General features: G+C 32.8%; 17 protein-coding genes. 7 read left to right on the top strand and 10 right to left on the bottom strand.

Features of this window, described 5'->3' with window-relative positions:
* Positions 1-167: 167 nt before the first annotated feature.
* Positions 168-680 (bottom strand): Ig-like domain-containing domain, encoded by a 513-nt coding sequence (locus tag ACZ5A8_RS12055; protein ID WP_464529294.1) that lies wholly within the window; start codon positions 678-680, stop codon positions 168-170.
* A 19-nt stretch (positions 681-699) separates the two neighbouring features.
* Positions 700-1,281: a hypothetical protein gene (locus tag ACZ5A8_RS12050; protein ID WP_322221171.1), complete on the bottom strand. Its 582-nt coding sequence runs from the start codon at positions 1,279-1,281 to the stop codon at positions 700-702.
* Between the two features lie 616 nt (positions 1,282-1,897).
* On the opposite strand from ACZ5A8_RS12050, the gene ACZ5A8_RS12045 reads away from it, so the two are divergent.
* Positions 1,898-3,184, top strand: a complete 1,287-nt coding sequence (locus ACZ5A8_RS12045) for a transposase (protein WP_464529292.1) — start codon at positions 1,898-1,900, stop codon at positions 3,182-3,184.
* A 140-nt stretch (positions 3,185-3,324) separates the two neighbouring features.
* Here ACZ5A8_RS12045 and ACZ5A8_RS12040 read toward each other — a convergent pair whose 3' ends face one another.
* On the bottom strand, positions 3,325-3,684 hold the full coding sequence (locus tag ACZ5A8_RS12040) for a transposase (protein WP_464534117.1): 360 nt from the start codon (positions 3,682-3,684) through the stop codon (positions 3,325-3,327).
* Entirely contained in the window at positions 3,657-3,980 is a 324-nt protein-coding gene (locus ACZ5A8_RS12035; protein WP_464529290.1) for a transposase, read from the bottom strand. Before ACZ5A8_RS12035 ends, ACZ5A8_RS12040 begins: the two co-directional genes overlap by 28 nt.
* A 528-nt stretch (positions 3,981-4,508) precedes the next feature.
* Here ACZ5A8_RS12035 and ACZ5A8_RS12030 point away from each other — a divergent pair.
* Both ACZ5A8_RS12030 and ACZ5A8_RS12025 read left to right on the top strand, forming a co-directional pair.
* A complete protein-coding gene (locus tag ACZ5A8_RS12030; protein ID WP_464529288.1) occupies positions 4,509-4,718 on the top strand; it encodes a hypothetical protein in 210 nt (69 codons plus the stop codon).
* A 51-nt stretch (positions 4,719-4,769) separates the two neighbouring features.
* Positions 4,770-5,717: a hypothetical protein gene (locus ACZ5A8_RS12025; RefSeq protein ID WP_464529287.1), complete on the top strand. Its 948-nt coding sequence runs from the start codon at positions 4,770-4,772 to the stop codon at positions 5,715-5,717.
* A 290-nt stretch (positions 5,718-6,007) separates the two neighbouring features.
* Here ACZ5A8_RS12025 and ACZ5A8_RS12020 read toward each other — a convergent pair whose 3' ends face one another.
* Complete coding sequence (locus ACZ5A8_RS12020) at positions 6,008-6,622, bottom strand: hypothetical protein (RefSeq protein WP_464529285.1); 615 nt, start codon at positions 6,620-6,622, stop codon at positions 6,008-6,010.
* An 864-nt stretch (positions 6,623-7,486) separates the two neighbouring features.
* Here ACZ5A8_RS12020 and ACZ5A8_RS12015 point away from each other — a divergent pair.
* Positions 7,487-7,717: a hypothetical protein gene (locus ACZ5A8_RS12015; RefSeq protein ID WP_464529283.1), complete on the top strand. Its 231-nt coding sequence runs from the start codon at positions 7,487-7,489 to the stop codon at positions 7,715-7,717.
* 28 nt (positions 7,718-7,745) lie between these two features.
* On the opposite strand, the gene ACZ5A8_RS12010 is transcribed toward ACZ5A8_RS12015, so the two are convergent.
* Positions 7,746-8,918: a hypothetical protein gene (locus tag ACZ5A8_RS12010; protein ID WP_464529282.1), complete on the bottom strand. Its 1,173-nt coding sequence runs from the start codon at positions 8,916-8,918 to the stop codon at positions 7,746-7,748.
* A gap of 998 nt (positions 8,919-9,916) precedes the next feature.
* On the opposite strand from ACZ5A8_RS12010, the gene ACZ5A8_RS12005 reads away from it, so the two are divergent.
* Entirely contained in the window at positions 9,917-10,339 is a 423-nt protein-coding gene (locus ACZ5A8_RS12005; RefSeq protein WP_464529280.1) for a HEPN domain-containing protein, read from the top strand.
* Positions 10,318-10,707, top strand: a complete 390-nt coding sequence (locus tag ACZ5A8_RS12000) for a hypothetical protein (protein WP_464529278.1) — start codon at positions 10,318-10,320, stop codon at positions 10,705-10,707. The genes ACZ5A8_RS12005 and ACZ5A8_RS12000 overlap by 22 nt, the downstream gene beginning before the upstream one ends.
* A gap of 273 nt (positions 10,708-10,980) precedes the next feature.
* Here ACZ5A8_RS12000 and ACZ5A8_RS11995 read toward each other — a convergent pair whose 3' ends face one another.
* Genes ACZ5A8_RS11995 through ACZ5A8_RS11980 form a run of 4 tightly spaced genes read right to left on the bottom strand, consistent with a single transcriptional unit; the run spans position 10,981 to position 11,977 of the window.
* The gene (locus ACZ5A8_RS11995; protein ID WP_464529276.1) at positions 10,981-11,190 is read right to left on the bottom strand and encodes a hypothetical protein; all 210 of its coding nucleotides are present in this window, start codon (positions 11,188-11,190) and stop codon (positions 10,981-10,983) included.
* A complete protein-coding gene (locus ACZ5A8_RS11990; protein WP_464529274.1) occupies positions 11,187-11,483 on the bottom strand; it encodes a tyrosine-type recombinase/integrase in 297 nt (98 codons plus the stop codon). The genes ACZ5A8_RS11995 and ACZ5A8_RS11990 overlap by 4 nt, the downstream gene beginning before the upstream one ends.
* 24 nt (positions 11,484-11,507) lie before the next feature.
* Entirely contained in the window at positions 11,508-11,777 is a 270-nt protein-coding gene (locus tag ACZ5A8_RS11985) for a hypothetical protein (protein WP_464529272.1), read from the bottom strand.
* Positions 11,778-11,791: 14 nt separating this feature from the next.
* Entirely contained in the window at positions 11,792-11,977 is a 186-nt protein-coding gene (locus ACZ5A8_RS11980; protein WP_464534116.1) for a hypothetical protein, read from the bottom strand.
* 191 nt (positions 11,978-12,168) lie between these two features.
* Between ACZ5A8_RS11980 and ACZ5A8_RS11975 the strand changes: the two genes are divergently transcribed.
* Entirely contained in the window at positions 12,169-12,735 is a 567-nt protein-coding gene (locus tag ACZ5A8_RS11975; RefSeq protein WP_322221169.1) for a flavin reductase family protein, read from the top strand.
* Positions 12,736-12,922: the final 187 nt, after the last annotated feature.

Raw genomic sequence — 12,922 nt, 5'->3', positions numbered from 1 at the left:
AAAGAAAAAGATGAAAAAGAGGGTGAAAGAAAACCGGTAAAGAGAAAAAATGAACGAAAAAGGATGAAGAAAAGAAACTGAATGAAAAAAGAATAGATTGAGAAAACGGCGCCGTTTTTCAGAAAGCAGAGAAATATTTGCCAGAATAATTTGCCTGGTGTTCTGCTTCACCTTACAACTCTGTAAGTGTATACAAAGTCTCCACCCGGCTTTCCATTTTTATTGCCGTCCAGAGCGATTCCCCTCTCATCCATTATAAATCCGGATCCGGTTTCGCTTCCAAGAAGAGTTATTGTTATCTCGGCACCGGACTCATCCATCGGATATTCGTTATAGGGACGGAACATAAGCATTCTGGACCCGACGTCCAGAAGTCCGTCTACAGGTTCTGCTGATGCAGAACTTTTGACTATTACGGTATCTTTCGTTATTGTTGCATTATTCATAGGCATGTCGAACTCAATCCAGATAGGAGAGTCACACCTGTAGGCAAAAGTCTGCCTGTCAGGGTAAATGGCTTTTACTCTGGGAGGAGTGGGACCGTGTTTGAAAGGTACTGAAAGAGATTTTAACGCCACAGGAAGAGACCTGTTGTGCATGTATTTTTTGATGATGTATAGAAGTGCAATTCCTGCAAAAGCACCCAGTAATAATTTAGACCAGTTTCTATTTCTGTGCATTTTTGAACCTTCTCTGGGCTTATTCGACTTCTATTTTGTACCCACAGTGTTTAGCTCTATATTTTTTAATTGCGTATACAGCAGTAACTCCGGCAAGTGCACCTATTATTATTGTATTGAACTTAAACATGGATGATCCTTTATCTTCCTCGTATGTCTCGGTCTCAACTGCTTCTGTTATCTCAGCTTCCGGTCTTCTGTGGTGAAACCTTTTCATTAGGTATGCGCCCAGTAACCATTTTCCGTATTTCATCGCCATGTGAGGTAAGAATGAACCATGCTTAGTAGGCGGTTCCACATATTCTTGAGGTTGTTCCATCTCTTTATGAGATTTTCTTGATCGCAACCTTTTCATAGCATAGGTCGTGAGCATTAACTTCCCGTATCTATGCAATAATCCTTCTGTGCTCTCTTCGTGTTCTGCGGTCCCGTGGCGCTTCCCGGCCCTGAACCTCTTCACCAAATATGCGCCCAATATCAATTTGCCGTATTTGCCCAGCATTCCACTTCTTCTATGCTCTGAAACTTCATGGGAATTACTTGAATGAAGCCTCCTCAGGATATACGCGCCCAGCAACAGCTTACCATATTTGCTTAACAATTTTATACCCCCAGACGTTTCCTAACCGGAAAATCCCCTTTTTAATATCATCCGGAAAGGAGAACAATTAAATTAATACTCCTGTATTTATCCTATATCTCACATAATATATAACGACAACTATCTGAGTTATATAATGATTTAAAACTGATAACCGCCTTTAAGAGATATCGGGTGTCCAGTAAATAATCCTGAGATTAAGTGAAAACGGCACAAAAATCCTTATTAAAAAATAACTGGAAAACTCTACAGAGAACGAACACTTGAAAAAGCCAAATAAAGACCGATTCCTGATTGATTTATCCGCAGGTATAAGTATTAAATATTGAGCTCATCCCAAAACTTAATTTAACCTCATTATTACTGCGAACATTACAACTCCCAGATATGATATTTCTTTGATTTCATATCTTGGAAAAACTTTCTTGTACGATTCTATCCAGCTAAAGAATCTTTCTATTGCACTTTTCTTTTTGAATTCTTCCCAATCTACCTTTATCGGTCTTCCTTTCTTCTTTTTCTTTGAGACTTTTTATTATTTTCTGGTCTTCATATTTTCTCCATAAATCATGCAAAACAATAAAATTTTAATTATATTGAGATAAATTTTCTATTTATGGGAAAAGGAAATGTCGCAATAGATAAGTCAATGATAAAAACGGTAGTTGACGGTAAAATAATGATTCCTTTGCCAAAAGTTTTGGTTGGAAATCGATACTATCCTATGTTTTCCGTATTATCTCCTACTCATTGTGCTGATTGTGGCAATAAGTTACATGTGAACTCTCACTACACTCGTTTTATTTTATCAAGTCACGGCACTATAGCTCTCAATGTTACATACTGGTTTTGTCCTGTTTGTAAGAAACCTTTTCATGATCAGATTATTGGTGTTCCTGGTTCTGCAAATTACAGTTCTGAATATTATGATAAACAAATGAATGTTAGATATGATGGACGATGCAGTCTACACAATTCTCGGCAAATTGGAGAAACATATACAGAAGGCTTGACAGCCTTCTGTGGTAGAGCTCCTTGTGCAACTTCATTATGGTTATATGAACAGAAACATGCAGAACTTTCAAAGCAAGAACTTTTAGATCAAGAGATTGGCTTTGATGAAACATTGTATGTTGATGGGGATTGGATCAAAAAAGGCTGGAAAAAGAGACTTGAAGAGTTGATTGGAAGAAAGCTTACAGAAAAAGAATGGAAAAAAATGCGATATCAATCTGTTTACGTTATTGCTACTAAAGAAAAGGTAGTTTTGGATTTTGAGGTAACTGACAGATTACCAACGATTGAAGCTCTGATTCCTCTTTTCAGACGAATAAAAAACCGATTTCCTGAAGGCAAAATACAAAAAATTGTTTCTGATGAAGATAAAGCAATCATTGGAGCTGTAAAGAGTGTCTTCCCTGAAGTAGCTCACTCCTTTTGTGTGTTTCATCAATTAAAAAACGTTAGCAAGAGATACTATGAAGAATTCAACTCTGTTGAAGATATTCCAGATAATGATAAGGTTGTGTCCAATGAAATATATCAGTTGATACGTTCTGATACGGTCATCAGTGCTGTTGTATGTATTCAAAAGATACGAGAATTCTACTCTAATCTGGAACTTTCAAAAGCGTCTCAGAAAGCGATTTCTTATGCAGAAGAGATTTTCAAGAAAAATGTAAGCTTCTTGAAAAAAGGGTTTACACCTGAGACAGATAATACAATGGAACAGATATTTTCTTTGATAGGTGATATCGTAGACAAAGCAAGATCATTTAAAACCGATAGTGGCCTAACTAATTTTTGTTACAATTTATTTACTTATTTCAACAAACGGTGTTTCAGTACTGGTAAATGGAAAGGATTCTCACCCTTAATGAGGGCAAGATTCCAGTATGGATAAAAGTAAAGAGTAAATGGAAACTTTCAGTTTTAATCTGCAGCTTTACAGCGGTAGCTATCGAATAATTATGGCAAAAATAAGAAATTGATGTACAAAATCTAGATATTAGTGGAGCGACTTTTCCAAAATGAGGAAAAATGTTAAGGGATTTGGGTGAAATTCAATTGTTTTTTTAAAATTGGAGAAGAACCATAAAAAATTAAAAAGACTCTTTTCTTTCTATTTCTTGTGTTTACGGGTATATTGGACTTTATTCCTCTTCTTCTGTTATATTCTCTTATCTCACTCGTATCATAAATTGCATCTGCTGTCACTTTAGAAGGCCTGTTTACAGGCCTTCCTCTAGGTCTTCTTATCATAAAGTTTTTAATTGTAGGTATATAAAGCGTTGAATCGTTTTGATTTGCAGGAGCGACAACAATAGATAAAGGTAGCTCCTGTAAATTTACTAAAACGCTTAATTTTACTCCTTTTACTTTCTTGTAGCCCTCGTAACCGATATTTCCCCTTTTTTGGCAGGAATATCCTTTGTATCAGTAAAGCAGTGAGAGAGATCTACTTTCTCCAAGTCATAACCTTTGTTCAAAAGTTCATTAAAGATCTCCTGATAAATTCCATGTTCACACAGATAGAGATGAAATCTATGAACGGTTGACTTGGAGCCATACTGACGAGGAACATCTTGCCAGGTACAACCTGTTGTAACAATATACAAAATTCCATTGAGCTGATCCCAAAACTGAAAATTGATCCTCTGAATCTCCAATTCTGAACAATCAATCGAGTTTATGATCATAAAAAATAGTTCTGAAACTTTTATTAATATAAGAAGAAACCTAGTTTTGGGATAGGCTCATAAAGTATATTGCATCTAAGACGCCTGGGTGTTTTTCTAACCAATTTCCTATAAGGAATGCAGCTCCGAGAAATACAATAAATCCTTCTTCATCTGACATTACTTTGAATCCTCTTTAATATAGTCGTTTACTCCTTCTTGGAGATGATCGACATAGAATACTTCTTTAGTGTATAAAAATTTAATTGAAGCTGGGTGAAAGTACTCTTTTAGCAGTACCTATCACCGTTTTTAAGGTAGTAGCCTGTTTATCATTTTTTATAATTTCCATGAAAACTGTATTTCGGAATATACAACATTTAATGGAAAAGGGAAGTTGTTTTACATTCTCATAGTTAGAACTTTCTAAAGACAATTCATTCAGCAGAAGAAATAAGTACAGGCAAAATAGAGTCCTTTTACTTATTTTTTGATACAAATTTATTTTATAGTCCAAAAGTAACTTATAGTATTTTCAAAACAAAGTTAATGGAAGACATATTAAATTTAAGAAATAGCTTTAATGAAGTTTTTGCTGGTTATAGAAACATCAAAGTTTTAATTCCAAAATTAGTTGTAGATGAAATCTATTCTATTAAGGCTAATATAATTAAGTCAGAGATTAGTAATTTTCAAGAAAAGATTAAACATCTTGTAGAAATAAAACTAAAAATTCTCTTTTCTGATCACTCTAAATAGTAAAATTTATTTTATAGGCTTTCAGTATCAAAGAATGATTAGAGGAGTTTCATGGACTTAATAGCTCTTACTCAACAAGCAACAAACATTCTCCTACCTGCTTTACCCTTCATCTATGTAGGCAAAGATGTTGTAACAGATAAAGTTAAAGATATGCTTCTTGAGAAAGGTATCGAAAAATTAGGAGCCAAATCTATAGACAGAGCTAAAGTTCTGCTTGATAAAATAAGATCAAAAGAGAGTGAATCTATAGAAAAATCATTTAAAGAATTATCCCAAAACCCAGAAGATCTAAACGCTAAAAATGAGCTGCAACAGGAAATTCTGAAATTGTTAATTGCAAATCCAGGTCTAGCAAAAGAGATTGAACTTACTATAAACTTTGATGTGGAGAATCTTAATCAGTTTGCAGTAGGAGACCATAACACATTAATCAATTTTGATAATTCTTCTAAACAGAAGTTCAAAAATTGTAAATTTGAAGGTAATGTTTTTGGAAATAATTCCAATTATACTGATAATTCAAAGCACACGCATGTCTCAGAAAATTATTGCACATACGAAGGTTGGAAAGAAAATAAAATTTTTTCGAATCTCATACTAGAAAAATTAGCTCCTTTATTAATCAGTCATTTTGGTAAATCAAAGTCTATGTTATTGGGATTCTCCATTGCTATTATAGGGTTTCTTATTGGTAACTTCTCAATTATAAATGATAGTCACTATCATTTACAGTTTTTAAAATTGTTTTTTAGTCTCTTTTTAGCCTCTATAGGATGTATAATGTTCCTTTCTATAGTTACTAATGACAGCACAAAGTGTAAAACATGTGGTCGTGGCTTTGCTTATAAAGAAATAAAAAGACCATTTATCGAAGAAACCTATTGCAGTGAAGGAATAATAAAAAAAACAACAAGATACTATAAGTGTCAGTATTGCAACGATGAAAAGGTATTACTTATTGAGGAGCTAATAAAACCAGTTGATAAGTCGAGATAACATAAACTTAAGATTTGCAAATATGTCTTAAAAATTATGTCTTTTACTACGGGAAAGCGGACAAAACAAGTATATCAACAAAAATCTAAAAGTTTGCTCTTTCTCTCGGATTTCTTTGTTGCCATACAGTATGCCTGGGGAATTGCCACAAAAAACATCTAAATATGATACAAGGTTTCTATCAAGAAAAATGTGAATACATAAATTTTCGGTAAAACCTGTGTATAGTAAGAAGAGTATGAAAAAAACTTATTCCCAGAAGAAAAGTAATAGAAAGAAAAGAGTTTGAATCATAAGATACATTCCAATACTTGTTCGTAAGAATTACAAATAAAACTAAGAGAACCTCGACTTATATCAAGTTCTTTCCCGCCAAATGTAAAGTTATCGTTGTTCAAATTACCAAAATCTCTGGCGTATTTTGGTTTAGTTCTATCTTCTATATGTTCTAAATTGTTACGCATATCATTATAAGGCTTGAATTGTGGAAGCAAACTAGCACATAAAATAGATAAGTTTTCATTGTTTTCTTTATAGGCTAATTTTTCAATGAGATTTTGTACTTTATCGCAACATATAAGATAAAAATGTATATCCAAAAACAACGTGCTAGTGTTTACTTTACGTAGTTCAGATTTGTTTTCTCTTTCTTCATTGAATTCCTTTAATTTTTGAGAACGTAGGTTGGAGTCTTCAATTTTCCATATATCTTCTAATATCTTTGTACATTGCTCCACTTCTTCTTCTATATTTTCTGAGATTTCCATCATTGTAGATTGGATTCTATTAAATTGGATAATTGCCCCATTAACATAATCTTCCATTTTACCTAATAATAAAAAGCTTTCATGGTGTTTAAGATTTTCAAGGGGGAACTCGTGAATAACCCTATCATATAACTCCACAGATATACTATCCTCCTACACAAGTCCAGTAAATTAATCACTATAAGAGATTTCTATTCAATTTTCCAGTTATTCCTTACAGACGGTAATTTATAAGTTTTACGAAAAAAAGTATTCCCGTATAAATATATCAATTTAATAGGTTTTATCGTAAAACTAATCTATGAAAAGAAAATATAATCAATTTTTAATTATGTTCTTTATATTAGGAGTAGGACAAAGCATAAAAAGATCTATTTAAATAAAAATATACGATCTTTATAGTAAGAGTACTTATCTCAAAATCAAATAACTTATATATTAAATTAATCATTCCAATTTACATTGATTAGCAATTATATATTGGAGTAGTTCACATGCTAGAAATATACTGTCCAATCTATACAAAATGGTTTAAGTCTCGACTTCTTCAAGTCGATGCGGTAACGTTTAAGTCTGGTACTTTTTACAATAACACTGAACCGTGTCCATTTTGTGATCATGAAGTAACACATGACAAAAAATATATGAGATTGATAGATGAAAACAGGGATATAATCACACTATAATAAGTTTAAGTATTAACTAAATTTCAATTTTTTAAATTAATTTTATTAGATTTTTTATTCATAGATTTTTAATTAAAATCTATATATCAGTTAAAGTAGAAGTTGATATAATGAAACAAAAGATGCCTTTTGATGTGTTGCATTCTGACATAAAAACAGCAACATTCCTTTTTACAAGGTTGCTATATTCTTGTTCATAATTCAGGTTAATATAAGACGAAATAGTGCAAAATTCTAAGTAATATACACACGGTTATATATAAATAGAAAAGCGCATAATTTAATAACGTTTTTTATAACAAAATGGGTGATGTTTATGAAAATAATAAAACTGAAAATTATAGATAAGTCTGAAACAAAGAACAGAACAGTGATAGATCCTAGTAACACAGATAGAGTTTTCGTACCAATCGTAGGAGAAGGTGGAGATACTGATTATATCTGTGGAAATTGTGATAGAAAACTCGCACAGAATGTTTTTGAAGGGCAAGTTAAAAAAATAATTGTAAGATGCCCAGATTGTAGAGAATATAACGAGTTTGTATAATAAGGTGTATTAGAGAAATAAATCTTCACTACAAATTAGAGGCAGTTTGTTTTATCGAGGCATCGATAAGGACAGTTTTTATACTAAGCCCTTCTCTTTCAGAAACATCCTTAGATGTTGTTTCAATAAATTCGAGCATTTGATCTTTTGTTCTACTAGCAGGTTCTTTAAAGAATTTTCCCTTCTCATCTTTAAACCACATGACAGCAAAAATTCCACATGTAGACTTCTCAGCTTTCAAGTAAGCCGGTAGCTGTTTAGTTAATCCATGTTTTATTCTCTGATGATGAGCCAACTTGAGTTCAAGAAGTGTATTTACTATACTCTCACTGTTTGTTGCATACGTAAATTTAAAGTCAATTTTTCCTTTTCCAACGTCTGTTTCTCTATCGACTTGAATCCCCAGACTATTTAGCAATAAACGGAAAAGAACATGTAGAGTAGACTGTATTTCAGTTTCATTTTTAGGCTCGGCTGGTATAGGAATAGATTCATGATCACCTGTTTCCGCTTTACGTTTACTATTCCAAAATGAATCAGTCCAATTTCGATCCTCTACTTCATGTATAATCAAATCTTTTATAACATACAATACATAATCAGATAAGTCGTTTCCAGTTTTTATATTGGGAATATCTCTTTTTTTGATTAATTCACAGATATGCTCTTCCCCAGTTGAGCCGAAGAAGTGTTCAATTGAATTTTTATAAGCATTACTTGATGTAAAAATATTTATTTTTTGGAATATGGGTCGAGAATATGTTTTCGAAAAATACATTTCAATGAATAGCGTTACATCCTCATATACAAGTGATTTAAAATGAGAACCCTCGCTTGAAAATAACTTATTGAGTACAGAAAGAGCCTCAATTTTATCTTCATGCTTATACCCACCTGTAATTTGTGCTCTATCAAAATCAATATTTTTAGTGCCACTAAGGGTACTTGGATCAAACCAGTATGCTAGACAAAAAGGAAAATGTATAATGGCACAATAGTAAGGGTACTCACCTTTATTATCTGTATACATCTCAGGGGGTAAACCCGTTTTTTCAGGTCCGAAGATTACTGCTGATGGAACTTTATTTATAGAGCTAAAAATAGGATCTTGGTCTTTATCAGTAATTTTAGATATATTAACTTCTATTTTATTTCCTTTATAATTTAACCGGAGTTTATACTTTATAGTATAAAGCCACATCAAGCGACATGATCTACTTAGGGTCTAACAAAAAATTAATTATGTTGGGTAACAATTCCAAGCATTTTAATATAAAACCGACAAATATAGAACCAATTAAATAAATTGGTGTGGCACAAAAATAGTTAATTTCCCACTATATGGGGTCTAACACAGGATCTCTGTAACAAGACGCCCTATTATGGTTTCTTTAGTATAATATGGTGAAAATCATATAAGTATCAATCGGTGAGCTAGTTCAATATGTGGTGACGCCAAAATTGAACGAAACGAGTTTGGAACTTAATTAATTTCTTGTTAGACCTACATAATATCCATAGCTGTACCACGATTTTTATGAGATCTTATAAACTCCGGTTTAAAGTAAAATTACCTTCTTTGAAATCTGTTCGATTGAAAGGTAATGCCAAGAATATGAATGTTTCATAGTCAAACTTATTATCTGCTCTAAAAAACTTGAAATCGCCTTGAAAGTAACTTGTGTTTGATATGTCCACACGCTTCAAAAGTTCTAAGTTCAGACTCATATAGATAAAGTAAAATGTATTTTCTATATTTAGTAGTTTCTAAATACTGAGTCAGGATTTATTCTATTTAAGGAAAAACATTCATTGAAAATTAATAATAATTTGCATTTTCTTCTCGATCCTCTGTTTTTGTCTTTAAACGCACTCACAAAGGGCATGTTTGTAGGAGGGCACAGACTTTAAAATCTCAAGCATTCTAAATCCTTATAGCCTTCAAATAATACATGGAAGGAAGAGGAAGCCTGATTAAGAAGTTATGTAAAAACTGTAATCAGTCTTTCGAGACTTCGAATCCCAGATAAGAAACGTGTAGTGATAAGTGCAGGTCTGCTTTTATTTAGAAGAAAAAATAAGACTTTTGGTAAATATAATTATATCTTTTTTATTATTTTGCTTTATTCTCAGAGTGTATCATTAAATATATTATACAATACGATTATCTTATATACATAAATATAGGTAGTATTCAATATGACACTTAATAGAGCTACATTACAGGATTTAGCGAATATAAGGTTCAATGAGGTAAAATTATTACTTGATAATGGAAAATATGATGGCGCCTATTATTTGTCTGGTTATGTAATCGAACTTGCATTGAAAGCCTGTTTTGCGAAGAATGTAAGACAATATGATTTCCCCGACAAAACTACTGTTACAAAACATCTCTTTGTTCATAACTTATCAGGCTTATTAGGAATCGCTTCATTGACTCCAGCATTTAATGAAGAGATCAAGATTACACCACAGCTTAACGTTAATTGGACAGAAGTTGTTAAATGGAATGAAGAAAGCCGATATGAAAAACATAGTAAAGAGAAAGCAGAACGAATGTTTAATGCTATTTCTAACACAAACGGAGGGGTATTTTTATGGTTAAAGAAACATTGGTAGACAGAGATATTTCTGACGGGAAGAAACTAATTAACATTTTGGATCAGAGTGACTTTAAAGTTAGATCTGCTTTTTGGTTATATGTGTCTGAATTGGGAGAATGGAGTCTATTTTTAGCTTCAGATTATGTTAATAAATATGGTCAAAAAAAGGCATATGAGTTTATTCAAGATGAACTCCTAAAGGTCGCTCCGTCTATATTAACTCCTTTAAGCAGTATCAATGCAGTTAAAGTTGACGATGATATGGTAAATTTATTAAAAGTTTTAATAAAGACAGGGCCGAATGATTTAAATGAAATTCGATTTACACAAAACGTTATAAATGGAGTAATGATTGAGGATGCATTTATTTATAGAATAACTTAATAAATTAACACAGGTTACTCAATCATTTTTTACTTTATTTTACATACGCTTTTCTTAACTCAAATATTCCAAGTCATATAGGAAATGTGGAGTATTTGGTCGATTACCGTAGAGTAGATGCGAAAAAGTTTCCAGTGTTTGATAATTCGTTGAATCATTTTAGATTTATCTTTTTAATTGATGCGTATATTGTGTTTATAGCATTCCTCTTGGAAGGTGGATGAAAAATAGAAAAATAGTGAAAGGAAAACATGCTTTTTTGCCTTTCCGGATTTAAAAATACAGACTTAAATCCCCATCCTGATCTTTTTGTAAAGGCATTCCACATTTAAGACAATAGTGTGCTTTTTCAGGATTCAATTCTTTACATTTCGGACATTTACCAACCCTTAAACTGTCTACAAATGTATCTTCTATTTCTATCCCATTCATTTTTAGGATAGCGTTTTCTGTATATGGATCATGAATATATCTTGATGTCATTGCTGATGATTGCGACCATCCAAAAATCTCTTTAATTGCGAATCTGTAAGGTGTTCAGCAAGATGAGTTGCTCTTGTGTGCCGGAAAAGATGGGGATATATACGTTTCGTGATTCCTGCTTTCTTTGCCAATATTTTCAATTGGAAATGTAAAGCCATATCAGTAAGTCTATTGTATTTTCCTTTGATTGCATATGATGTAGTCCAAAGTGGAGAATTTTGATCAGGCATTCCATTTCCTAATTTTATGGGATGGTTTTCAATCCAATTATGGAGATATGAGGAAGCATACACAAGTCTGACAGTACGTTTTTTAGTTTATGATTCTGGAAATGTCATTTTACAACCCATTGAATCAAATACAACATGTTCAATATTGCAAGCCAATAATTCGCCTTTTCTAGCACCTGACTCATATAGAGTTGCTATCATTGCTTTATCTCTTGGGTGTTGTGCCGTATCTATTAGTTTTTCAATCTCGTCTTTTGTTAGAAGTTGTTTTCTATTAATTTCTTCAATAGGTTCTGAATGTTGTTTGAAAACTTTAGCTAATTCAGGAAAATCAGAATTTTTGAAAAATCTATTCATAATTCGTTTATAAGTTAAAATTGTTTAATTTGAATAATGACAGATTTTTCCACCACGAGGTATGTGTGATTTTCAAGATGTTCAAGAAAATCATACATATCATCTTCTGTGAGATCAGTTATTTTTTTATCGCACCATTTTGAAAAAATAATTAATATTTGGTAGTCATTTGCAAGGGTTGTTATTTTTTTGCTTTTGATGTTTATTTTGCCTCATATATTTTTTCATTATATCATGATTCTCTTTCGGCTTTTCTTCAGAATCATAAAGCTTTTCTAATCGTGATGCGTAAACTGATATATTCTGCATATAATATTCACTCCCAAAATAACAGAATGACTTGACATAATATAAACTATTCTACAGTATTATCGAAAAGAAGGTTTTAACCATGAAGCAATCAATCGGAGCAAAACCACTTGCATTTCCGACCCCTGCATGGGTTGTCGGCACCTATGACATGAACGGGAAGCCAAATGCAATGACTGTGGCCTGGGCAGGGATCTGCTGTTCGAACCCTCCATGTATCAGCGTATCCTTAAGAAAAGCGACTTACAGCTATGCAGGTATCATGGAAAATAAGGCGTTTACTATAAACATCCCTTCTGAAGCTTATGTAAAGGAAACCGACTATTTCGGCATTGCGAGCGGAAAGGATGAAGATAAGTTTGAGGCAGCCTGTCTTACTCCGGTGAGGAGTGAGCTTGTACCCGCCCCTTATATAGGAGAATTTCCGGTTGTCATGGAGTGCAAACTTCTTCACAGCCTTGAGATAGGGCTCCATACCCTGTTCGTAGGAGAGATAATAGACATCAAGGCAGAAGAATCCGTGCTTGATGAAAATAAAAGCCTGGATATAGAGAAAATAAGGCCTCTGATATATGGAACAGGAAATAGAAGTTATTATAGTATCGGATGTAACCTTGGAAAAGCGTTTTCGATAGGGAAAAAAGTCTGAAACTGTAATGACAAATAAAGTAGAATAGGACAGAATAGAGCGGAATAGGGTGAGTTAGGGTAGAATGGGGTCAGCTAGAGCGGAATAGGGTGAGCTAGAGCGGAATAGGGTGAGCTGGAGCAGGATAAAGAAGGATACAGCAGAATAGGACAGAATAAAAACAGTCATAAAAACTTAATAGGATGGA

It is taken from the genome of Methanosarcina subterranea (assembly GCF_055385895.1).
This window is presented reverse-complemented; position numbering and strand designations above follow the sequence as displayed.

Coding starts and splice junctions, on each gene's coding strand:
- ACZ5A8_RS12035 (WP_464529290.1), bottom strand. CDS start 3,980: ATGATCATAAACTCGATTGATTGTTCAGAATTGGAGATTCAGAGGATC.
- ACZ5A8_RS12025 (WP_464529287.1), top strand. CDS start 4,770: ATGGACTTAATAGCTCTTACTCAACAAGCAACAAACATTCTCCTACCT.
- ACZ5A8_RS11995 (WP_464529276.1), bottom strand. CDS start 11,190: ATGACATCAAGATATATTCATGATCCATATACAGAAAACGCTATCCTA.
- ACZ5A8_RS12030 (WP_464529288.1), top strand. CDS start 4,509: ATGGAAGACATATTAAATTTAAGAAATAGCTTTAATGAAGTTTTTGCT.
- ACZ5A8_RS12005 (WP_464529280.1), top strand. CDS start 9,917: ATGACACTTAATAGAGCTACATTACAGGATTTAGCGAATATAAGGTTC.
- ACZ5A8_RS12010 (WP_464529282.1), bottom strand. CDS start 8,918: ATGTGGCTTTATACTATAAAGTATAAACTCCGGTTAAATTATAAAGGA.
- ACZ5A8_RS12055 (WP_464529294.1), bottom strand. CDS start 680: ATGCACAGAAATAGAAACTGGTCTAAATTATTACTGGGTGCTTTTGCA.
- ACZ5A8_RS12045 (WP_464529292.1), top strand. CDS start 1,898: ATGGGAAAAGGAAATGTCGCAATAGATAAGTCAATGATAAAAACGGTA.
- ACZ5A8_RS11975 (WP_322221169.1), top strand. CDS start 12,169: ATGAAGCAATCAATCGGAGCAAAACCACTTGCATTTCCGACCCCTGCA.
- ACZ5A8_RS12000 (WP_464529278.1), top strand. CDS start 10,318: ATGGTTAAAGAAACATTGGTAGACAGAGATATTTCTGACGGGAAGAAA.
- ACZ5A8_RS11985 (WP_464529272.1), bottom strand. CDS start 11,777: ATGAATAGATTTTTCAAAAATTCTGATTTTCCTGAATTAGCTAAAGTT.
- ACZ5A8_RS12015 (WP_464529283.1), top strand. CDS start 7,487: ATGAAAATAATAAAACTGAAAATTATAGATAAGTCTGAAACAAAGAAC.